Raw genomic sequence first — 21356 nt, 5'->3', positions numbered from 1 at the left:
CGCAACCGGCGAATCGCGTGTCAGCGATTCGTCGTGGGCGGACGTGCGTCGCTCTGTGGGGCGTCCCCCTCTCGCTCGGCCGACCGCGGCCGATCGACGACGGAGGAGGAGACCGGCGCCGAGAAGCACAGCGCCAGCCACAGCTCGGTGCGTGCGTCCACGTCGTCCAGGTCGACACCCAGCGCCCGCTCGACCGCCGTGATGCGGTTCCGCAGCGTGTGCCGGTGCACGCCGAGCTCGCGGGCGGCCGGCTCCCAGGCGCCGTTGCAGCGGAGCCAGACGCGGGCGCTCTCGAGCAGCACGCCGCCCTCGGGCGTGAGCAGCGGCGCGAGCAGCCGCCGCGCGAGCGGCTCGGCACCCGCAGCCGTGAGCAGGCCGCGCATCCCCTGCGCCGACACGTCCTCGAAGCGGAGCAGCGGATGCTCCGCCGTCGCCCGGTCGGCCGCGCGTCGCGCCTCCACCAGCCCCCGCTCCAGCTCCGACCAGGCGATCGGCGCCGAGGACCCCGCCTGCGCACCGTGCCGCTCCAGCACCCCCGCGATCAGCGCCAGATCCTCCGCACCCGTGATCACCACGAGGGCCCCGTCGCGCTCGGCGAAGAACAGCCGCGCCCCGTTCTCCTCCGCGAACACCTCCAGCTCGTCGAGCAGCGAGTCGCCGCGCACCGGCTCGCTCAGCACGCTCACGCGGACCGGCTCGGCGGGCAGCGTGCCCCAGAGCTGCCGCGCCGTGCGGGCCGCGACGTCGAAGGCCCCGGCGACGAGCAGCTCGAGCAGACCCGAGCGCAGCTGCCGCCGCGAGGTGTCGAGGGCGCGCCGCTGCTCGAGGGCGATGCTCGCGAGCCCGATGACGCTCGCCACCAGGTCGTTGCCGGCCGGATCCAGGGGAGTGCCGGTGCCGACCGCGAGCACCCCGCGCAGGTGGTCGCGCTGCCCGAGCGTCTGCAGGGTGACGCCGCCGCCGTCGTCGAGCCGGAGCCCCGCGCGGCTGCCCCGGGCGAGCGCCTGGCGCACGGCCGCCGCGACCGAGCGCTCCGCCGCCTCCGGAACGTCGAGCCGGGTCGGCAGGTGCACCCGCTGTCCGACCGCGTCGTAGAGCGCGACCCAGCAGTCCAGCTGGCGCTCCAGCTCCGAGAGGATCGCCGCGAGGCCGTCCGGGCGCAGCGCCGCCCGCGCGACCCGGCGCTGCGCCTCCAGCGACCACTCCAGTCGCTCGCGCTGCTCGCGCGAGATGACGTCGGCGACGAAGCGGATGATCCCCATGAAGGGCGTCAGATCGGCGACCTCGAGCAGCGGCAGCCCCTGCCGGGCGCAGGCCGCGACGAGCGGAGCGGGCACCTCGTCGTGCACGATGCCGGTCGCGAAGCCGAGGGCGCGGATGCCCCGGCCGCGCAGGCGCGCGACGTACGCTTCCGAGAAGTCGGCGCCCTGCGTCTCGGGGCTCTGCTCGAAGTGCACCCCGTCGGTGAGCAGCAGCTGCCCCGACTCGAGCCACGGCGTCGGATCGACGAGGTCGGAGGAGTGCGCCCAGACCAGCGGGGCGTCGAGGGCCGCCTCGTCGTGCACGCCCGCGAGGACGTGGAGGCGGAAGGCCGGCTCGGCGAGCAGATCGCGGACGGTCGCGGGCACGGGCGGCTCCCTCGGGATTCGACGTTCTGTCCATCGTAGGGCCGACGCTTCGACAAAGCGGGCCGCCCGCGACGGGCCCCCGCGCGGCACGATGGAGGTATGACGCTCTCGGACACGACACCCTCGGACACGACTCCCACCGGCAGCACCAACGCCTCCGTCACCGCCGCCGACCGCTCACGGGTCTTCCACTCCTGGTCCGCGCAGGGCGCGCTGAACCCGCTGCCGATCGCCGGCGGCCTCGGCGCCGAGGTCTGGGACGTCGACGGCACCCGCTACCTCGACTTCTCCAGCCAGCTCGTGAACGTCAACATCGGCTACCAGCACCCCAAGGTCGTCGCCGCGATCCAGGCGCAGGCCGCCGTGCTCACCACCGTCGGCCCGGCCTTCGCGAACGAGACCCGGGCCGAGGCGGCACGTCTGATCACCGAGCGCGCGCCCGAGGGCTTCGAGAAGGTCTTCTTCACCAACGGCGGCGCGGACGCCAACGAGAACGCGATCCGGATGGCGCGCCTCTACACCGGTCGCGACAAGATCGTCTCCTTCTACCGCTCGTACCACGGCAACACCGGCGCCGCGATCGTCTCCACCGGGGACTGGCGCCGCATCCCCAACGAGTACGCCCGCGGGCACGTGCACGCCTTCGGCCCGTACCTCTACCGCTCCGAGTTCTGGGCCGAGACGCCCGAGCAGGAGTGCGAGCGCGCGCTGCACCACCTCGAGCGCGTCGTGCAGGCCGAGGGCCCCGAGTCGATCGCGGCGCTGCTGCTCGAGACCATCCCCGGCACGGCCGGCATCCTCACGCCGCCGCCCGGCTACCTCGCCGGCGTGCGGGCGCTCGCCGATCGCTACGGCATCCTGCTGATCCTCGACGAGGTGATGGCCGGCTTCGGCCGCACCGGCGAGTGGTTCGCGTTCGACGCCTTCGACGTCCGGCCCGACCTGATCACCTTCGCCAAGGGCGTCAACTCGGGCTACGTGCCGATCGGCGGCGTCCTCATCGACGACCCGATCGCACACCACTTCGACGAGCGCGTCTTCCCCGGCGGGCTGACCTACTCCGGTCACCCGCTCGCCGCGGCGAGCGTCGTCGCGACTCTCGAGGCCATGGCGGAGGAGGGCATCGTCGACAACGCGAAGACCATCGGCTCCGAGCACCTCGCCCCCGGCCTGGCCGCCCTCGAGGCGAAGCACGACCTGATCGGCGAGGTCCGCGGCTCCGGCGTCTTCTGGGCGCTCGAGCTCGTCACCGACCGCGCCACCCGCGAGCCGCTGCCCGCCGCCGCCGTCGGCCGCCTGAAGGCCGACCTGCTCTCCCGCGGCCTCCTGCCCTTCACCGCCGACAACCGCATCCACGTCGTCCCGCCCGCCGTGGTCACCCCCGCCGAGGTCGCCCGCGGCCTCGCGATCCTCGACGACGCCCTGACCGCCTTCAGCGGCTGACGCGCCCGGTCTCGATACGCCGCTGCGCGGCTACTCGACCAGCATGCTGCGGTCGTGCTGATCACCAGCACGGGCGGCACACACTGATCGAGCCGTACGCGCGGCGGGCCTCCCCATGCTGATCGAGCCGCACGCGCGGCGGGCCTCCCCATGCTGATCGAGTAGCCCGCGGAGCGGGCGTATCGAGATCCGCCGCTCTGCAGAGGCCGGGTCTCGATACGCCCCTCCGGGGCTACTCGACCAGCATGCTTCTCTCCCCGACCATCGGCCGGCGGTCCTCCGAACCACCCGGCCACGCACGAGCCGTATCCGGGAATCCGCGTCCCAGCGGATTCCCGTCGGCGCACGCACCGGGCTCTGCGAAACACCCCCCGCGCTCTGCCGACCGCAGGACGCCGCCCCGCGGCGTCCTCAAGAAACACTGTGCAGCGCGAACGCCGTCACGAACCCGAGGACGGCGTACAGCCCCGTCAGCACATCGTCCCGATCGAACGCCTCCGGGATCATCGTGTTCGAGATCATCGCGAGGATCGCGCCGGCCGCGACCGTCGTCACGAACGCCACGACCGCTCCCGGTGCGCTCGCGAAGACGAGGAAGCCGACGAGCGCGGCGATCGCGGAGAGCGCCGCGATGCCGCCCCAGACGGTGAAGACGTAGCGGGCGGAGCGTCCGTCGGCCTTCATGCCGACGGTCGAGGAGAGCCCCTCCGGCAGGTTCGAGATCGCCACGGCGGCCACGATCGGCACGCTGATCGCCGCTCCCGCGCCGCCCTGCGCCACCGAGAGGCCGAGCACGATCGACTCCGGGATCCCGTCGATCAGGGCGCCCGCGGCGATGGCGGTGCCGCCGCCCGCGGAGCCGGAGCCCTTCGCGCTCTTGCGATTCCCGGCGCCGGCGCGGGTGAGCAGCCCGTCCGCCCCGACGAAGACCACGGCACCGGCGAGCGTGCCGAGGATCGTCGGCAGCAGTCCGCCGTCGTCGGCCGCCTCCTGCACCAGCTCGTAGGCGAGCGCCGAGATGAGGACCCCCGCGCCGAACGCCGAGATCGCGGCGGTCAGCTTGGGCGGGACACGGACGAACCAGGCGAGCGCCGCTCCGACGAGGAGGGTCGCGCCGCCGATGGCGCCGCTGAGCAGCGCGAGGGACCAGGAAGGCACGGCGCCCAGCCTGTCACTCGCCGGGCCGTGCGGCTCCGGGGTTGACCTGCGCGACTCGGCTGCCGGTCAGACCGCCGCATCGACGGCGTCGGGCAGCGAGCTCGCGAGCGCGGCCGTCTCGGCGGGGGAGAGGTCGTCGGCGTAGTAGCGGTAGATGTTCCGGCGCGAGACGTCGGCCGCCTCGCGCGCCGAGCGGCGGCGAAGGGCATCGACGAGCGTCTCGGCGTCGGCGGCGCTGCGGCGCATCCGCGCGAGGCGGTCGGTCTCGGTGGTGAGCCGGCCGTCGGCGAGATGCGCCATCACGCCGCCGACGACGTTTCCGCAGACCTCGATCAGCTGGTTGCCCGAGGCGCGGCGGATCGCGGCGTGGAAGCGGTTGACGCGCTCGCCGAAGCCGTCGGCCTCGCCGCGGGCGACCTCGTGCAGACCGGCGAGGTGCTCCTCGATCGCCGCGAGATCGTCGGCCGTGCGGTTCTCGGCGGCGAGCAGGCAGGACTGGCCCTCGAGCAGCAGGCGGAACTGCAGCAGCTCGACACGGCTGATGCTCTCGAGGTGCGCGAGCCGCGCCATCGACTTCTCGAGCATGCGCGGGGAGTACGCGGTGATCATCGGGCCGCGCGGGTCGCCGGGTCGCGACTCCAGCAGGCCCGTCGCCTGCAGCACGCGCAGCGCCTCGCGCACGACCGCGCGGCTGACGGAGAAGTCCGCCATCAGCTGGCGCTCGCCGGGCAGGCGGTCGCCGGGCTTGAGGTCGCCGGCTTCGACGGCGCGCTCGATCTGCTCGACGATCGACTCGTACGCGCTGACCTTCTGAACGGGACTGAACGCCACTGCTCTCCCTCCGCCGACCGGATCGAGGGGTGTTACATCTTTGTTTCCTCGCTTGACCCGTATCGCGACGCCATCCTAGCGTTCCTTCTACTGGTCAGACCAGTAGCTCGGATCGACGACCACCCCTCCCGACTCACGCACCGCCAGACCCCCGGAGCCGCACCCGTGATCACCAGAACCCGCCGCCTCGCGCTCGCCGCGACCGCTCTCGCCTCCGCCTTCGTGCTCTCCGCGTGCAGCGCCGGAGCCGGGGCCTCGTCCTCCGGATCCGACGGAGAGGCGCACGCTCCGACCGCGATCATCGGCCTCACCGGCGAGCCGGCCAACCTCGACTTCACGACCACCGCGGGGGCGGCCATCCCGCAGGCGCTGATGAACAACGTCTACGAGGGCCTCGTCGCCGTCGGCCAGGACGGGCAGCTCGAGCCGAAGCTCGCCTCCTCCTGGACGGTCAGCGAGGACGGCCTGGAGTACGACTTCGTGCTGAACGAGGGCGTCACGTTCTCGAACGGCGCCGAGTTCACCGCCGATGACGTCAAGTTCTCGCTCGAGCGGGTGAAGACGGACTGGGCGATCAACCAGGCGAAGATGGCCGTGCTCGACCGCGTCGACGTCGTCTCGCCGACCGAGGCGAAGGTCGTCCTCAGCCGCCCGAGCAACTCCTGGCTCTTCGACATGGGAGGCAGCGTCGGTCTGATGTTCGACGAGAGCGGAGTCGCGGATCTCGCTAACACGCCGGTCGGCACCGGCCCCTACACGGTGACCGAGCGCGTCACCGGCGACCGAATCGAGCTCGCCGCCCGCGACGGCTACTGGGGCGAGGCGCCCGCGGTCACCGACGTGACGCTGCGCTACTTCGCCGACGCCGTCGCTTCGACCAACGCCTTGCGCGCCGGCGACGTCGACATGCTCTACAACATGCAGGCCCCCGATCTGGTCGCGCAGTTCGAGACGAACGACGACTTCCAGGTGATCCAGGGCACCTCCAACGGCGAGATCATGCTCTCGATGAACAACGCGAAGGCGCCGTTCGATGATCTGAAGGTCCGCCAGGCCGTCGCCTACGCCCTCGACCGCCAGGCGATCATCGACACCGCGTGGGCCGGCTACGGCAAGCTCATCGGCGCGATGGTCCCGCCGACCGATCCGTACTACGAGGACCTGACCGGCGAGTACGCCTACGACCCGGAGAAGGCCCGCGAGCTGCTCGCCGAGGCCGGCGCCGAGGACCTCTCGATCACCTTCGACGTGCCGACCCGCCCCTACGCCACCGCTGTCTCGGAGGTCGTCGTCTCGCAGCTCGCCGACGTCGGGATCGACGCCACGATCGCCTCCGACGAGTTCCCCGCCGTCTGGCTCGACAAGGTCTTCACCCGCCACGACTACGAGATGTCCGTCATCCTGGCCGTCGAGCCGCGCGACTTCCTCGCCAACTTCGGCGACCCGGACTACTACCTGGGCTACGACAACGCCGAGGTCCGGACCGCCGCCGACGCCGCCGACGCCGCCTCGCAGGACGAGTGGGTCACCGGGATGCAGGACGTGGTCGCCGATGTCGCGGCCGACGTGCCCGCAGTGCCGCTCTTCCTCTTCCCCAACATCGTGATCGCCGACTCCGGGCTCACCGGCATCGCGGGCAACTCGGTGACGGAGTCGCTCGATCTCACCGGGCTGGCCTGGTCCTGACCATGGCGCTGCGGATGCTCGCCCTCGTCGGCAACTTCCTCGCCACCGTCCTCGTCTCGACGATCGTCGTCTTCCTCTTGCTGCGGGTGATGCCCGGCGACCCCGCCACGGTCGCGCTCGGCATCGAGGCCACTCCCGAGCAGCTCGCCGCCTGGCGGGACGCGAACGGGACCGACGCTCCGCTCGTCGTGCAGTACCTGGACTGGCTGGGCGGACTCGTCCGCGGCGACTTCGGCACCTCCTACGTGAGCGGGCAGGACATCTCGCCGATCGTCTCCGACCGGTTCCAGGTGACGCTGATCCTGGTGGTGGTCGCGATGCTGATCGCCCTGGTCGTCGCGATCCCGCTGGGCACCCTGGCCGCGATGCGGCAGCGGCACGCCTCGGGAGTCGTCATCTCGGGCGTCTCGCAGCTCGGCGTCGCGGTGCCGAACTTCCTGGTGGGCGTGCTGCTCGTCGCGGTGTTCGCGATCGACCTGCGCTGGTTCCCCTCCGGCGGGTGGGTGCCACCCTCGGACCCGGAGTTCCTGTCGCACATCGCGCTGCCGGCGATCGCGCTCGGCTCGGTGCAGGCCTCGATCCTGACCCGGTACGTGCGCTCGGCCGTCCTGGAGATCATGCGCGAGGACTTCCTCCGCACCGCCCGTTCGAAGGGGCTCACCGCGGGCGCTGCCCTGGTCAAGCACGGGCTGCGCAACGCGGGAATCCCTGTCCTCACGATCGTCGGCGTCCAGCTCGCGGGACTCTTCATCGGCGCTGTCGTGATCGAGCGCGTCTTCAGCATCCCCGGTCTCGGCAGCTATCTCGTCGACTCGGTCGGCAACCGCGACCTGCTCGCGGTGCAGGCCGTGGTCGCCGTGCTGGTCGTCGCGATCGTGGCGATCAACTTCTTGGTCGACCTCGCCTTCACGTTCCTCGATCCCCGACTCAGGAGGGCCGCATGACCGCCATGCTCCCGCCCGGCACCGGCTCGCCGGCCGGCCGCTCGGTCCCGCCGCGGACCACGCTGATCCCGAAGGTCCCCGGCCGCTTCCGCCGATCGCGCCTCGGTGCGGACGCCCAGCTCTGGATCGGCGCCGCGCTGATCCTGCTCGTGCTGGTCGTCGCGCTCGTCTCGCTGGTCTGGACCCCGTACGACCCGGAGCGCTCCGTCCCGGGGGACAGGCTGCTGTTCCCCGGCCCGGCGCACCTCCTGGGCACCGATCGCTACGGTCGCGACGTCCTGTCCCAGATCATGGTCGGCGCGCAGATCACCCTGCTGGTCGGCACCGTCGCGGTCGCGATCGCGGCGATCCTCGGCGTCCCGCTCGGGATCCTCGCGGGAATGCGGCCCAAGCGCGTCGGCTCGCTGATCATGGGCGGCAGCGATGTCGTGATGGCGTTCCCCGGGCTGCTGCTCGCGATCGTCTTCGGCGCCGTCTTCGGGGCGGACACCACGACCGCGATGGTCGCCCTCGGCATCGGCGCGGCCCCGGCGTTCGCCCGGGTGGCCCGGGCCGGCACTCTCCAGGTGATGGGGACGGACTACGTCTTCGCCGCCCGCGCGGCGAACCGCTCCGGGTTCGCCATCGCGATCCGCCACGTGCTGCCGAACATCGCCGGCCTTCTCGTCGTGCAGTGCTCGGTCAACTTCGGCATCGCCGTGCTCGCCGAGGCCGGGCTGTCGTTCCTGGGGCTCGGCACGAAGCCGCCGACACCTTCCTGGGGCCGGATGCTGCAGGACTCGCAGCAGTTCCTCGGCGCCTACGACTACCTGGCGATCGTGCCCGGCCTGGCGATCGCAATCGCGGTCCTCGGCTTCAACCTGCTCGGCGACGGTCTGCGCGACCGCTTCGACCCGAAGATGAGGAACCGCTGATGCCCGAGTCCCGCACCTCCGAAGCACGTCCGTCCGCCCTCGACGTCGCCGGTCTCTCGGTGCGGGCCGGCGAGCGCCTCCTCGTCGACGACCTCACGTTCCGCATCGGCGCCGGCGAGCGCGTCGGCCTGATCGGCGAGTCGGGCTCCGGCAAGTCCCTCACCTCGCTCGCCGTCATGGGCCTGCTGCCGGACACCGTCACCGCGACGGGCCGCGTGCGGGTCGGCGGCGCGGACACCGACATCGTCGGCCTGGGCGAGCGGGAGGCCGCCCGCCTCCGCGGCTCCGCCGTGGCGATGGTGTTCCAGGAGCCCATGACCGCGCTCAATCCGCTGATGCGAGTCGGCCGCCAGATCGCGGAGGCGATGGAGATCCACCGCACCCAGCCCGACCGCCGCGCCGCGCGCCGCCGCGCGGTCGAGATGCTCGCCGACGTCGGGCTGCCCTCGCCGGAGGAGGCGGCGCGCGCCTACCCGCACCAGCTCTCCGGTGGTCAGCGGCAGCGCGTCGTGCTCGCCATCGCGCTCGCCAACGATCCGGCGCTGCTCGTCGCCGACGAGCCGACGACCGCGCTCGACGTCACGGTGCAGAAGCAGGTGCTCGACCTCGTGCTGCGCACCGTCTCGCAGCGCGACACCGGGCTCCTCTTCATCACCCACGACCTCGCCGTGGTCGGCGAGACCTGCGACCGGGTGCTCGTGATGAACGCCGGAGTCGTCGTCGAGGAGGGGCCGATCGATCGTGTCTTCACCCGGCCCGAGCACCCGTACACCCGCGGCCTGCTCGCCGCTTCCGACCTCGACGCGACCGACGCGGCCGGGCGTCTCTTCACCGTCGCCACCGCCGAGGGCTACACCCCGGGTCGCTCGGTCGCGCGGATGGACGCGGGCCGCGCCGAGCGCGAGGCCGCCCCCGCGGCGCCGGCCGTCGTGCGCGCCTCCGGGCTGACCAAGACCTACACGCGCGGCCGCTCCTCCCTCTTCGCCGCACCGCAGAAGGTCGAGGCCCTCCGCGGACTCGACTTCGAGATCCGCGCGGGCGACCGCTTCGGCATCGTGGGGGAGTCCGGCTCCGGCAAGTCGACCCTGCTGCGGATCCTCTCGGGCCTCGACACCCCGACCGCCGGAGCGATCGAGGTCGTCGGCCGCGATCTGACCACGCACCGCCGCGCCGATCTCGCCGAGCTGCGCAGCAGCCTCCAAATCGTGTTCCAGGACCCGATGGCCTCGCTCGACCCGCGGATGCGCGTCGGCGACATCGTCGCGGAGCCGCTGCTCAACGCCGCGAACACCGGCGCCGCCGTGCCGAAGGCCGAGCGGGAGGCGCGCGTCGCCGAGATGATCCGCGCGGTCGGCTTGCCCGCCGACTCCGTCGACCGCTACCCGCACCAGTTCTCGGGCGGGCAGCGCCAGCGCATCTCGATCGCGCGGGCCCTGGTCTGCCGGCCGAGGATTCTCGTCGCCGACGAGCCGGTGAGCGCCCTCGACGTCTCGGTGCGCGCCCAGGTGCTCAACCTGCTCGCCGACTTGGTCGAGGAGTACCGGCTGACCCTGATCTTCGTCTCGCACGACCTCGGCGTCGTCCGCTACCTCTGCGACCGCGTCGCCGTGATGCGCAGCGGCGAGATCGTCGAGCAGGGCTCGACCCGCGAGATCTACGAGAACCCCGCCGATGACTACACCCGGGCGCTGATCGCTGCGACGCCCTCGATCCGCCACCGCCAGGAGATCCGATGACCGACACCTCCGTCTCGACCGCCCTCTCGCGCTACGACGGCGCGCGCCTCGCCGCCGCCTTCGCCTCGGGGGAGCTCTCGCCCGTCGATGTGGCGGACGAGATCCTCGCCGACATCGCCGTGCGCGAAAGCGCGATCAACGCCTTCAGCGACCTCGACCCGGCGGATGTGCGCGCTCAGGCCGCCGCGAGCGAGCGGCGCCGGCGCGCGGGGGAGCCGCTCGGCCCCCTCGACGGTGTGCCTGTCACGGTCAAGGAGAACCTCTCCCGCGCCGGCCTGCCCGCCCGCGCCGGCACCGCGGCGGCCGCCGCCGTCGTGCCCCGCGAGGACTCGCCGATCGTGGCCCGTCTCAAAGAGGCGGGGGCCGTCATCGTCGGCTCCACCACGATGCCCGACTGGGGGATGCTCTCCTCCGGTGTCTCGAGTGCGCACGGCATCACCCGCAGCCCGCTCGACCCCGCCCTCACCGTCGGCGGCTCGTCCTCGGGTGCGGGCGCCGCAGCGGCGGCCGGCTTCGGCACCTTCCACGTCGGCACCGACATCGGCGGCTCCGTGCGGCTGCCCGCCGCCTGGCTCGGCCTCGCGACGCTCAAGCCGAGCGACGGCCGCATCCCGCTGGACAACCCCTACCAGGGCCGCGCCGCCGGCCCGCTCGCGCAGTCGGTCGCCGACGTCGCGCTCGCGATGTCGGTGCTGGCCCGCCCCGACGCGCGCGACTACACCTCGCTGCCGCCCGAGGCGATCGCGTGGGACGACCTCGGGCTCGACGTGCGCGGCACCCGGATCGGCGTGCACACGGACGCCGGCGCGGGCATGCCCCTCGACCCCGAGATCCGCGCGGCGGTGCTCGCCGCCGCCGACGCCTACTCCGACGCCGGCGCGGAGGTCGTCGCGCTGCCCCCGTTCATCGACGACGGCGTGCTCGAGCAGGTCGACCTGTTCTGGCGCGTGCGGTTCTGGCGCACCTACTACGACCTCCCGACCGAGGCGAAGGCGCGCGCCCTCCCCTTCATCACCACCTGGGTGCACGGCGGGGCGGACGTCTCCGGTCGGCGCGTGCTCGAGGCGACGGAGGCGATCAGCGAGCTGCGGCGCCGCACCGTCGAGGCGACCCTGCCGTTCGACGCGGTCCTGTCTCCCGTCGCCCCGGTCGCCGCGTTCCCGGCCGAGTGGCCGATGCCGTGGGGACACGAGGACCGCGGGATGGCGCACATCGCCTTCACGCTGCCCTACAACATGTCCGGCCAGCCGGCCGCGAGCATCAACGCCGGCCGCACGGCCGACGGTCGCGCGATCGGCCTGCAGATCTCCGGCCGCCGCTTCGCCGACCTCGACGTGCTCCGCCACGCGGCCTGGTGGGAGGCGGCCCGCCCGGCGTCGGCGGTCCCGTCCTTTCCGTCCGCCTGACCCGTCGAACGGCCCGAGGTCGGGCGGTATTTCTCGCCGTGCAGACTCTCTCGTGCTTCAGCACCGCTCCGAGACGTACCCCTCGTCCTCCGGCGTCAGCAGGTCGCGGTCGCGCAGCAGCACGCCGATGCCGTCGCCGCGCGCGCACGCCCGCGCGAAGACCGCGTCCGCATCGTCGACGTCCGTGTACTCCACCTCGTACACGCGCTCGCCGTAGACGTCCGTGTAGGCGTCGCACTCGGTGAACACCTCGCACTCCTCCGTGATCGCGAAGTCGAAGCCGAGCCCGCGCATCTCCGCCGCCCGCTCCGCGGCGTTCTTCTGGCCGATCGCGAGGCCGGCCCAGTGCGCCGCGTCGACGAGATCACTCGCGAACGCCGCCGTGTCGTCGTCGGTCAGCAGCCCTTCGGAACGCGTGGCGGAGTCGAGGTTGTCGGCCTCGACGGCGTCGAAGCCGCTCTCGGCGCAGCCCTCGAGCCACGGCGCGACCACCTCGACCAGCGCCTCCCTCTTCGTCTCCGTCGACACGTCGAGGAGCGTCTCGTCCGGCCAGTCCGGATCCGTGATCGGCTCGCCCGCGGCGTCCCGCAGCAGCAGCTCGGGGCGCGACGCCCACTCCGCCTCCTCGCCGGGCTGCGTCTGGAACGCGTTGACGTAGCAGACCGAGTACACGCCGGGCGCGGGCTCGGCCTCGCGGTCGCGGACGACGAGCTCGACGCCGTCGGCCGGCGGGTAGCTGCCGCCGAGCTGGTAGTCGAAGCCCGCGCCCGCCGGGGGAGGGGTCGGCTGTCCGACGGTTGCTGCGCATCCGGCGAGGAGGAGGGCCGTCGCGGCCAGGCAGCACAATAAACTGGCCGAATGGCGGAGTTCAGCGCGAGTGTCTTTCAGAACGAGTTCCTCTCGGACGGCGCGACGGATGTGCACGCGATCGTGACGGTGACCGCCTCGGGCACCGGCGCGGCCGGCAGCGACGGAGCGGCCGCCGAGATCATCATCGTCGACTGCTCGGGGTCGATGACCGGCGAGAACATGACCGCGGCCAAGCGCGCCGCCGCCGTGGCGGTCGACCAGATCCTCGACGGCACCTTCTTCGCCGTCGTCGCCGGCTCCGAGCGCGCCGACCGCGCCTTCCCGTACCCCAACGCCTCCGTCTCGATGGTGCGGATGGAGCCCGGCGCCCGCGCGGCCGCGAAGGAGGCCATCGGCTTCCTCCAGGCCGACGGCGGCACCGCGATGGGCACCTGGCTGACCCTCGCCCGCCAGCTCTTCTCCAGCGTCCCCGAGGCGAAGCAGCGGCACGCCATCCTGCTCACCGACGGCAAGAACGAGCACGAGTCGCGGATGCAGCTCGACGCGGCGATCCGCGCGGCCGGCGGCGTCTTCCAGTGCGACGTCCGCGGCGTCGGCTCCCGCTGGGTCGTCGAGGAGGCGCGCACCATCGCCAGCGCGCTGCTGGGCACCGTGGGCCTGATCGCGAACCCGGCCGACATGGCCGCCGACTTCGAGCAGCTGATCCAGGCGTCGATGGGCCGCGGTGTCGCCGACGGCGAGCTGCGCGTCTGGACCCCGCAGGGCTCGCAGCTGCTCTTCGTCCGCCAGGTCGCACCGAACCTCGAGGACCTGAGCTCGCGTCGCACCGCGGTCAACCCGCTGACCGGCTCCTACCCGACCGGCGCCTGGGGCGACGAGTCGCGGGAGTACCACGTGGCCGTGCGCGTCGCCTCGAAGCCGGTCGGCGCCGAGCAGCTCGCCGCCCGCGTGCAGCTCAGCGTGCGCGACGAGGTCGTCGCCTCCGCGCTGGTGAAGGCCCGCTGGACCGACGACTCCGCACTCACCGCCCGGATCGACCCGGCGGTCGCGCACTACACCGGCCAGACCGAGCTCGCCTCGGCGATCCAGGACGGCCTCGCCGCGAAGGCCGTCGGCGACGACGCCACCGCGACCGTCAAGCTCGGCCGTGCCGTGCAGCTCGCCACCGCCACCGGCAACGACGAGGCGACCGCGAAGCTGCGCAAGGTCGTCGAGATCGACGACCCGAACGAGGGGACGGTGCGGCTGAAGCGCGGTGTCGCCCGCCTCGACGAGATGGCGCTCGACACCGCCTCGACGAAGACCACGCGGGTGCGCAAGTGAGCTACCGCTGCCCCGAGGGGCACACCTCCGAGTCCGGCGACTACTGCGACGTCTGCGGTGCGCCGATCGCGCCCGCCGCGCCGTCCGCCCCCGCGCCCCGCGCCGCCGACCCGACCACGGCGATCCCGACCGGTCCCGCCGTCTGCCCGAACTGCTCGTACCCGAACGAGGCCGGCGCGCTGTTCTGCGAGAACTGCGGCTACGACTTCACCACCGGCTCGCTCCCCGAGGCCGACCCCTTCACCGAGTCCGGCGCTGTCCGCGCACCCGGCGAGGTCGGCGGCTCCGCCTCGGCGGCCGGCGACCCCGCCGCCCACCTGGGCGAGGCGCCCGCGTCGGCCGCTCCCGGTGCGCCGCCCGAACTCGTTCCGGAGGAGGCGGCCGGCTTCGACGTGCCCATCGCGACCGCACCGCCCGCCGCGCCTGCCACGGAGGTCCTCGCCGAGGTCACCGGGAGCACGCCGACGGCCGCGCCCGCCGTGCCCGCGGCCCCGGAGGAGGGCGACCCCTGGATCGCCGAGATCTGGGTCGACCCCGACTGGTACACGGAGCAGCGCGCCGAGGACCCGATGCCCTCGGCCGGCCCGCCGACGATCGTCGTGCTGCGCGAGCGCTCGGTGCTCGTCGGCCGACCCTCCGTCTCGCGCGGCATCTCGCCGCAGATCGACTGCGGCACCGACTCCGGCGTCTCCCGCCGCCACTGCCAGCTCAACACCGACGGCTACCGCTGGTGGGTCGAGGACCTGCAGTCCGCGAACGGCACCTACCTCGCCGCGGCCGGCGCTCCGCTCCCGCAGACCCCGATCCCCACCGGCCAGCGCCGCGAGATCGAGGAGGGCGACCGCGTCTACGTCGGCGCCTGGACCCGCATCGTCCTCCGCCAGGCCCTCCCGGGCGAGGCCTGACCCGCTTGCATGCTGATCGAGTAGCCCGCGCAGCGGGCGTATCGAGATCCACCGTCCCCGAGAGCTGAGCCGTCGGGCCTGCGTTCTGAAGTCGGTGGGTCTCGATACGCCGCTGCGCGACTACTCGACCAGCATGTCTGCGGGCGTCTCTGCCCAGTGGATCCACCGTCACCGAGACCTGAGCCGCCGGGCCCACGTCAGGGAGGGGCGGATCTCGATACGCCGCTGCGCGGCTACTCGACCAGCATGCAAGGCGGCCGTTGCGCGGCTGCTCCACCAGCGTGTGCGGTGGCGGCTGCTCGGCCGCCGGGGGTGCGGCTCAGCGGCCGGCGAGCATCCCGAGCATCCAGGAGAGGGCGGCGACGGCGCCGACGCCGACGACGCTCGAGCCGATGATGACGGCGCGGCGGAGGCGGACGGCGCGGCCGTCGGGAGCCGACGCCGCATCCAGCCCGGAGACGGTCGACGCGGTCATGCCCGCGCGCAGCCGGTGCGCGACCTGGTCGGCCGTGGGCCGCTTCGCCGGGTCGCGCTCGGTCATCGAGGTGAGCAGCGCGCGCCAGGGTGCGGGCAGCGTCGCCGGGACGACGGGGGAGCGGTTGAGGCGCGCGATCGCGGCCTCGAGGACGGTGCCGGAGTACTCGCGGTGCCCGGTGATCGCCTCGAGCAGCACGAGGCCGAGCGAGAAGACGTCGCTGGCGCCGCTGATCGGCTCGCCGGCGACCTGCTCGGGGCTGACGAAGCTGGCGGTGCCGATCACGATGCCGTCGCTGGTGAGGCGCGAGCCGTCCATGAAGTGGGCGACGCCGAAGTCGGTGAGCTTGGCGGTGCGGGCGTAGCCGCTGGAGGCCACCTCGCTGACCAGGATGTTCGCGGGCTTCACGTCGCGGTGCACGACGCCCCGCTCATGCAGGTAGGCGAGCGCCTCGGCCAGCTGCGTGCCGATCGCGGCGACCTCGTCCGGCGCCATCGGGCCGGGCTCGAGCCGCGCCTCGAGGGTCGGGTCGGCGACGAGCTCCATCACGACGTAGCGGCGCACCTCGCCGCCGAAGTTGTGCAGGCCGGCGTCGAAGAGGTTGACGATGCCGGGGTGCGCGAAGGAGCTGAGCATCCGCACCTCGCGCTCCTGGCGGGCGACGTCCTCGGGGTTGGAGGCCTCGGCGCGGAAGACCTTCACGGCCACCTCGCGCTGCACGGTCTCGTCGCGGGCCCGGTACACCGAGCCCATCCCGCCCGAGCCGATGCGCTCGATCAGGAAGTAGCGCCCGGCCACCCGCTGCTGGGCGGCATTGGCGGCGATGGTGCTCACGACGACCCCGCCTTCTGCTGGAGCGACGTGCTCCGCGGCGCTCAGGACGAGCGCCTGGGTAGACGGTACCGCGGTGCCGCGACAACGGGGAGCGCAATAGCCGGGATTGACATACTGCCGTGATAGAAGCAGTCGATCCGGCGCCGAGCGGGACCGCTCAGCGCAGTCCGCTGCGGGCGAAGCCCTGCACGAAGTAACGCTGGAAGATCAGGAACAGCACGACCATCGGCAGCACGTTCACCAGCGCGAAGGCCATCGTTCCGCCGTAGTCGCTGCCGAACTGCCCCTGCAGGTAGAGCAGCCCGATCGGGAGGGTGAAGAGGGCGTTCTCCTTGAGGGCGATCAGCGGCCAGGCGAAGTCGTTCCAGGAGCCGAGGAGCGACATGAAGAACAGAACGGCGATCAGCGGCTTCGAGAGCGGGAGCACGATCCGGGTGAAGACGCGGAAGTGGCCGGCCCCGTCGATCCGGGCCGCCTCGATCAGGTCGCGGGGGATCGCGAGGATGAACTGCCGCGCGAGGAACAGCCCGAAGGCCGAGGCCGCCGTCGGCAGGATCACCGCCCAGTAGCTGCCGTAGAGGCCGAGATCGGTGACGAGCCGGAAGAGCGACACCATGATCACCTGCACGGGGAGCGTCAGCGTCGACAGGGCCAGCAGGAAGAGCACGCCGGAGCCGCGGAAGCGCAGCTGCGCGAAGGCGTAGCCGCCGAGCAGGTTGATCGCCACGGTGATCAGCGCGGTGGTGAGGCTGATCGCGAGCGAGTTGCCGAACCAGGTCGCGACCGGGAACGAGTCGAAGACGCGCTCGAAGTTGGCCAGCGTGAACTCGCGCGGCCAGAGCCGCAGTGTGCCGCCGAGCAGCTCGGCGCGCGAGGAGAACGCGACGACGAGCATCCAGTAGAGCGGGAAGAGGATGACGAGGGAGACGAGGATCGCCAGGACGAGCCGGAGCACGGTCGTCGAGCGGGAGACGCGGTTCATTCGACGAGGTCCCTCGAGCGGTTCGTGCGCCACTGCACGGCGGTGAAGATCATCGTCAGGATCAGCAGGACGATGCCGATCGCCGCCGCGTAGCCCTGATCGCGGGTGACGAAGCCGGTGTCGTAGGCGTAGGTCACCAGCACCGAGGTGGAGTTCTGCGGCCCGCCGCCGGTGAGGACGAAGACGATGTCGAAGACCTGGAACGAGTAGATGACGTTGAGGATGAGCAGGAAGAACGTCGACGGGCCGACCAGCGGCACCGTCACGTGCCGGAACTGCTGCCAGCCGTTCGCGCCGTCCAGCCGCGCCGCCTCGTAGAGCGCGGGGTTCACGCCCTGCAGCCCGGCCAGGTAGATCAGCATGTTGAAGCCGACCCGCCACCACAGGGTGACGAGGATCACGGAGGCGAAGGCCGCGGCTCCGCCGGACTGCCAGGCGATGCGCGGCAGCCCGATCGTCTGCAGCAGCCCGTCGAGCACACCGCTGTTCTCGTCGAAGATCAGCACCCCCATCAGCGCCGTCGCGACGCCCGAGACGGCCATCGGCAGGATCAGGATCGAGCGGAAGACGGGCCGGGCCGGCAGCACGGAGTTCAGCAGCACCGCGGCGCCCAGCCCGAGAGCCATCGAGAGCGGCGTGACGATCAGCGTGAACAGCGCGGTGTTGAGGGTCGAGCGCCAGAACAGCGGGTCGCTGAGCAGCCGCGCGTAGTTGTCCAGGCCGATGAAGACGCCGTCGCCGAAGCCGTTGGTGCGCTGGAAGCTGAGCAGGAACGCACCGACCAGCGGCACGAAGACGAACAGCGCCAGCATCAGCAGATTCGGCGCGAGGAACCCGTAGGCCGCGACGGTCTCGCGGGCGGCGGGCGCCCGGGAGGAGCGGCGCGGTCGCGCCGTCACCTCCTCGGGCGCGGGGAGGGTGCGGGTCACCGGATCCTGCCGCTCACTGCACGGCGGTGGCGATGCCGGAGCTGAGCTTCGCGATCGTGTCCTCGGTGCTCTGGCCGCCGACGAACGCCTGCTCCAGCTGGTCCTTCAGCACCGCGATGATCGCGGCCATGTCCGGCGAGGCCACCTGCGCCGCGTCGGACGCCTGCACGGTGCCCGCCTGGCCGAGGAAGACCTCCGCGAGCTCGGGGCGCACCTCGAACTCGATGCCAGACTCGGTCAGGTCGCGGCGGGTGGGCAGGAGCGAGGCGCCGGCGCAGAAGTCGCGCATCGACTCCTCCTCGGTCACGAAGGCGAGGAACGCCGCCGCGAGCTCGGGGTTCGCGGTCGCCTTGGTCGCGACGAGGGCGTTGCCGCCGAAGTCGCCGCCGCCGCGCACGTTCCGCGGCGAGTAGGTCGCGCCCCACTCGAAGTCGAGCGTCGACTCCGCGTCCGGGATGAGGAACGCCCCGCCGAAGGTCATCGCGGTCGTCTGCGAGTACCAGAGGTCGCTCGCGTAGGTCGTCGCCTGGATCGAGCTGCTCGGCGGCACGAGGCCGTCGGTGAAGAAGCTGCGGCTGAAGTCGATCGCCGCGCGACCCGCGTCGGAGTCGATGGCCGGGGCGGAGAGGTCCTCGGTGAGGAAGCGGCCGTCGGCCTGGAAGAGCAGGCTCAGCCAGCGGGTGACGCCGTTGCCCTGCCAGTTGTAGGCGAAGGGGTAGCGCTCGGCGGGGAGCGAGGCGCGCAGCGTGCGGCCGACCTCGGTGAACTCCTCCCAGGTCCACGCCTCCTCCGGCGAGGCCGGGAAGTCGGTGATGCCCGCGGTGGCGAGCGCCTCCGTGTTGTAGAGGATCAGCGAGGTGTCGGTGTGGTGCGGCACGCCGAAGGGGCTGCCATTGCTCTGCACCGCGGCCCAGGCCGGGTCGGTGAAGCGGTCGGCCACGTCCGCCTCGAGGTGCGGGGTGAGGTCGAGCAGCTGGTCGCGACCCGCGTAGCTGCCGAAGGTGTAGTACGGCACGCGGAAGACGTCCGGCGGGTTCCCCGCCTGCAGCTGCGCGTCGATGTTGGTGAACATCTGCTCGTACGGCACCGAGTTCAGCGCCACGGTCGAGCCGGGGTTCGCCTCCTGGAAGCGGTCGATCGCCCGCTGGAAGCCGGCGAGCTCCGCATCCGTGCCCCAGGTGGTGAAGGTCAGCGTGCCGCTGTCGGCGCTCGCCGCCGGGCGGGCCGGCGCGAAGCCGCAGCCCGCGAGCACCGGGACCGAGGCGGCGACGCCCAGGGCGCTGAGGAAGCGGCGGCGGTCCAGCATCGCGCGGTCGAAGACGCTCGTGCCGAGCGCGGTCCTGTCCAGAGCCATCATGGCCTCCCCTCGGGGGCCACGGGCGGGCTCCCCGAGGGAGGCTAACCCCGCGCAACGGCAGCGCGGACCTACTGGACGGATCGCCGATCCTGTGAGACGGCCCGGTCAGCTCCGGCGGCCGAGCATCCCCTCGAACGAGCCGTCGAGCGCCCACGGGTCCGCGGGAGCGCGCGAGGTGCGTGCCGCCTCGGTCGCGAGCTCGCGGCCCGCCCGCTCGATCCGCGAGGGCAGCGCGCGGCCGTCCTCGGTGGCTCCGCCCCAGTCCTCGGTCGCGGCGAAGACCGTCGTCGACAGGGGAGCGGCGTGCAGGTAGCTGAAGAGCGGGCGCATGGCGTAGTCGACCGCGAGCGAGTGGCGGGGCGAGCCGCCGGTCGCCGCGAGCAGGACGGGCAGGCCGCGGAGCGCCTCGGTGTCGAGCACGTCGACGAACGACTTGAAGAGCCCGCTGTAGCTCGTCGTGAAGATCGGCGTCACGGCGATCAGGCCGTCCGCGCCGGCCACCGCGTCGAGCGCGGTCTGCAGCGCCGGGCTCGCGAAGCCGGTGAGCAGGTTGTTCGTGACGTCGTGCGCGAGGTCCCGCAGCTCGACGACGCTGCGCTCGACGGCGAAGCCCTGCTCGGTGAGCGAGGCCTCGGCCGCGTCGGCCAGGCGGTCGGCGAGCAGGCGGGTGGAGGACGGCGTGCTGAGGCCGGCCGAGAGGACGGTGATCCTGCGGGTGTCCATGGGCGGGCCTCCTAGGCGCTGACGGGGACGGGCTGCTCGGCGCGGGCGGCGACGAGCGAGGAGTGGGTGGGCGCGTCCGGCACGTGTGCCGGGCGGCCCTCGGCGAAGCCGGCGCGCAGAGCGGGCAGGATCTCGCCGAGCATGTCCATCTGCTCGAGGACGGTCTTCAGCGGCAGGCCCGCGTGGTCCATCAGGAACAGCTGGCGCTGGTAGTCGCCGACGTACTCGCGGAAGCCGAGGGTGCGGTCGATGATCTCCTGCGGCGAGCCCACGGTGAGCGGGGTCTGCTCGGTGAAGTCCTCCAGCGAGGGGCCGTGGCCGTAGACCGGGGCGTTGTCGAAGTAGGGGCGGAACTGCGAGACCGCGTCCTGCGAGTTCTTCGCGAGGAAGATCTGGCCGCCGAGTCCGACGATCGCCTGGTCGGCGCTGCCGTGGCCGTAGTGCTCGAAGCGCTGGCGGTAGAGCTGCACCATCTTCGCGGTGTGCGAGGCGGGCCAGAAGATGTGGTTCGCGAAGAAGCCGTCGCCGTAGTACGCGGCCTGCTCGGCGATCTGCGGCGAGCGGATGGAGCCGTGCCAGACGAACGGGGCGACGCCGTCGAGCGGGCGCGGGGTCGACTGGAAGCCCTGGAGCGGCGTGCGGAACTGGCCCTCCCAGTCGACGAACTCCTCGGTCCAGAGGCGGTGCAGCAGGTCGTAGTTCTCGATCGTGAGCTCGATGCCGCGGCGGATGTCCTTGCCGAACCACGGGTAGACCGGGCCGGTGTTGCCGCGGCCGAGCATCAGGTCGACGCGGCCGCCGCTGAGGTGCTGGAGCATCGCGTAGTCCTCGGCGAGCTTCACCGGGTCGTTCGTGGTGATCAGGGCCATCGCGGTGCTGAGCTGCAGCCGCTCGGTCTTCGCCGCGATGTAGGCGAGGGTCGTCGTGGGGGAGGAGGACCAGAACGGCGGGTTGTGGTGCTCGCCGAGCGCGAAGACGTCGAGGCCGATCTCCTCCGCCTTCTGGGCGATCGCGACGGTGGCCGCGATCTTCTCGGACTCGGTCGGGGTGCGGCCGGTCGTGGGGTCGGTGGTGATGTCGCTGACCGTGAAGATGCCGAACTGCATCGGGCGCTCCTTCTCTCCGTGGCCCCGTGCTGGCGAGACCTGATTCATGCGTTCGCATGTACATCCTCATCCAACCACGTGCGGCTGGGGATATTCCCGCGCATTCAGCCATGAGGGAGCGGTAGGAAGTCTGAACGGTAGAGGTGCCAATCGGCGATAGTCTGTA

At 72.4% G+C, this 21356-nt stretch carries 18 protein-coding genes; 8 read left to right on the top strand and 10 right to left on the bottom strand.

Going from position 1 to position 21356, the window contains the following annotated elements; genetic code table 11:
* Positions 1-20: 20 nt before the first annotated feature.
* Positions 21-1628, bottom strand: coding sequence for a PucR family transcriptional regulator (locus MT351_RS00380; protein ID WP_132434740.1), 1608 nt, complete (start codon positions 1626-1628; stop codon positions 21-23).
* Between the two features lie 99 nt (positions 1629-1727).
* Here MT351_RS00380 and MT351_RS00375 point away from each other — a divergent pair, with 99 nt between their 5' ends.
* Positions 1728-3071: an aspartate aminotransferase family protein gene (locus tag MT351_RS00375; protein WP_132434738.1), complete on the top strand. Its 1344-nt coding sequence runs from the start codon at positions 1728-1730 to the stop codon at positions 3069-3071.
* 411 nt (positions 3072-3482) lie between these two features.
* Here the strand turns inward: MT351_RS00375 and MT351_RS00370 are convergent, their stop codons facing one another.
* Positions 3483-4229 (bottom strand): ZIP family metal transporter, encoded by a 747-nt coding sequence (locus tag MT351_RS00370; RefSeq protein ID WP_132434736.1) that lies wholly within the window; start codon positions 4227-4229, stop codon positions 3483-3485.
* A 66-nt stretch (positions 4230-4295) separates the two neighbouring features.
* A complete protein-coding gene (locus MT351_RS00365) occupies positions 4296-5060 on the bottom strand; it encodes a FadR/GntR family transcriptional regulator (RefSeq protein ID WP_123701916.1) in 765 nt (254 codons plus the stop codon).
* A gap of 165 nt (positions 5061-5225) precedes the next feature.
* Between MT351_RS00365 and MT351_RS00360 the strand changes: the two genes are divergently transcribed.
* From MT351_RS00360 to MT351_RS00340, 5 genes are read left to right on the top strand one after another with little or no spacing between them, the layout of a single operon-like run.
* Positions 5226-6746 carry an ABC transporter substrate-binding protein gene (locus MT351_RS00360; protein ID WP_132434734.1) on the top strand — a complete coding sequence of 507 codons (1521 nt, stop codon included), beginning with the start codon at positions 5226-5228 and terminating at the stop codon, positions 6744-6746.
* A 2-nt stretch (positions 6747-6748) separates the two neighbouring features.
* Positions 6749-7690: an ABC transporter permease gene (locus MT351_RS00355; protein WP_132434732.1), complete on the top strand. Its 942-nt coding sequence runs from the start codon at positions 6749-6751 to the stop codon at positions 7688-7690.
* Complete coding sequence (locus MT351_RS00350) at positions 7687-8604, top strand: ABC transporter permease (RefSeq protein ID WP_243580976.1); 918 nt, start codon at positions 7687-7689, stop codon at positions 8602-8604. The genes MT351_RS00355 and MT351_RS00350 overlap by 4 nt, the downstream gene beginning before the upstream one ends.
* Positions 8604-10340, top strand: coding sequence for an ABC transporter ATP-binding protein (locus MT351_RS00345; RefSeq protein ID WP_132434730.1), 1737 nt, complete (start codon positions 8604-8606; stop codon positions 10338-10340). Before MT351_RS00350 ends, MT351_RS00345 begins: the two co-directional genes overlap by 1 nt.
* On the top strand, positions 10337-11746 hold the full coding sequence (locus tag MT351_RS00340) for an amidase (protein WP_132434728.1): 1410 nt from the start codon (positions 10337-10339) through the stop codon (positions 11744-11746). The genes MT351_RS00345 and MT351_RS00340 overlap by 4 nt, the downstream gene beginning before the upstream one ends.
* Before the next feature lie 57 nt (positions 11747-11803).
* Here the strand turns inward: MT351_RS00340 and MT351_RS00335 are convergent, their stop codons facing one another.
* Positions 11804-12592: an endo alpha-1,4 polygalactosaminidase gene (locus MT351_RS00335; protein WP_243580975.1), complete on the bottom strand. Its 789-nt coding sequence runs from the start codon at positions 12590-12592 to the stop codon at positions 11804-11806.
* Positions 12593-12604: 12 nt separating this feature from the next.
* Here MT351_RS00335 and MT351_RS00330 point away from each other — a divergent pair, with 12 nt between their 5' ends.
* Positions 12605-13879 carry a VWA domain-containing protein gene (locus tag MT351_RS00330; protein ID WP_132434726.1) on the top strand — a complete coding sequence of 425 codons (1275 nt, stop codon included), beginning with the start codon at positions 12605-12607 and terminating at the stop codon, positions 13877-13879.
* Positions 13876-14784 carry an FHA domain-containing protein gene (locus tag MT351_RS20185; protein ID WP_132434724.1) on the top strand — a complete coding sequence of 303 codons (909 nt, stop codon included), beginning with the start codon at positions 13876-13878 and terminating at the stop codon, positions 14782-14784. Before MT351_RS00330 ends, MT351_RS20185 begins: the two co-directional genes overlap by 4 nt.
* A 319-nt stretch (positions 14785-15103) precedes the next feature.
* Here MT351_RS20185 and MT351_RS00320 read toward each other — a convergent pair whose 3' ends face one another.
* From MT351_RS00320 to MT351_RS00295, 6 genes are all read right to left on the bottom strand, one after another.
* Positions 15104-16093 carry a serine/threonine-protein kinase gene (locus MT351_RS00320; protein WP_132434722.1) on the bottom strand — a complete coding sequence of 330 codons (990 nt, stop codon included), beginning with the start codon at positions 16091-16093 and terminating at the stop codon, positions 15104-15106.
* A gap of 157 nt (positions 16094-16250) precedes the next feature.
* Positions 16251-17075: a carbohydrate ABC transporter permease gene (locus tag MT351_RS00315; RefSeq protein WP_132434720.1), complete on the bottom strand. Its 825-nt coding sequence runs from the start codon at positions 17073-17075 to the stop codon at positions 16251-16253.
* Positions 17072-18004, bottom strand: coding sequence for a carbohydrate ABC transporter permease (locus MT351_RS00310; protein WP_243580974.1), 933 nt, complete (start codon positions 18002-18004; stop codon positions 17072-17074). The genes MT351_RS00315 and MT351_RS00310 overlap by 4 nt, the downstream gene beginning before the upstream one ends.
* 13 nt (positions 18005-18017) lie before the next feature.
* Positions 18018-19358 (bottom strand): sugar ABC transporter substrate-binding protein, encoded by a 1341-nt coding sequence (locus tag MT351_RS00305; RefSeq protein ID WP_243580973.1) that lies wholly within the window; start codon positions 19356-19358, stop codon positions 18018-18020.
* Positions 19359-19466: 108 nt separating this feature from the next.
* On the bottom strand, positions 19467-20084 hold the full coding sequence (locus MT351_RS00300; protein ID WP_123734953.1) for an FMN reductase: 618 nt from the start codon (positions 20082-20084) through the stop codon (positions 19467-19469).
* An 11-nt stretch (positions 20085-20095) separates the two neighbouring features.
* The gene (locus MT351_RS00295) at positions 20096-21190 is read right to left on the bottom strand and encodes an LLM class flavin-dependent oxidoreductase (protein WP_132434718.1); all 1095 of its coding nucleotides are present in this window, start codon (positions 21188-21190) and stop codon (positions 20096-20098) included.
* Positions 21191-21356: the final 166 nt, after the last annotated feature.

The organism is Rathayibacter sp. VKM Ac-2926 (assembly GCF_022815565.1).
Lineage (GTDB): Bacteria > Actinomycetota > Actinomycetes > Actinomycetales > Microbacteriaceae > Rathayibacter > Rathayibacter festucae.
Note: the sequence above shows the minus strand (reverse complement) of the source record. Positions and strands in the feature narration are given on the sequence as shown.

Bases quoted from the DNA above. Each gene is read 5' to 3' on its own strand.
- MT351_RS00330 (WP_132434726.1), top strand. From the start codon at position 12,605: ATGGCGGAGTTCAGCGCGAGTGTCTTTCAGAACGAGTTCCTCTCGGAC.
- MT351_RS00295 (WP_132434718.1), bottom strand. From the start codon at position 21,190: ATGCAGTTCGGCATCTTCACGGTCAGCGACATCACCACCGACCCCACG.
- MT351_RS00305 (WP_243580973.1), bottom strand. From the start codon at position 19,358: ATGGCTCTGGACAGGACCGCGCTCGGCACGAGCGTCTTCGACCGCGCG.
- MT351_RS00340 (WP_132434728.1), top strand. From the start codon at position 10,337: ATGACCGACACCTCCGTCTCGACCGCCCTCTCGCGCTACGACGGCGCG.
- MT351_RS00300 (WP_123734953.1), bottom strand. From the start codon at position 20,084: ATGGACACCCGCAGGATCACCGTCCTCTCGGCCGGCCTCAGCACGCCG.
- MT351_RS00350 (WP_243580976.1), top strand. From the start codon at position 7,687: ATGACCGCCATGCTCCCGCCCGGCACCGGCTCGCCGGCCGGCCGCTCG.
- MT351_RS00345 (WP_132434730.1), top strand. From the start codon at position 8,604: ATGCCCGAGTCCCGCACCTCCGAAGCACGTCCGTCCGCCCTCGACGTC.
- MT351_RS00315 (WP_132434720.1), bottom strand. From the start codon at position 17,075: ATGAACCGCGTCTCCCGCTCGACGACCGTGCTCCGGCTCGTCCTGGCG.
- MT351_RS00355 (WP_132434732.1), top strand. From the start codon at position 6,749: ATGGCGCTGCGGATGCTCGCCCTCGTCGGCAACTTCCTCGCCACCGTC.
- MT351_RS00375 (WP_132434738.1), top strand. From the start codon at position 1,728: ATGACGCTCTCGGACACGACACCCTCGGACACGACTCCCACCGGCAGC.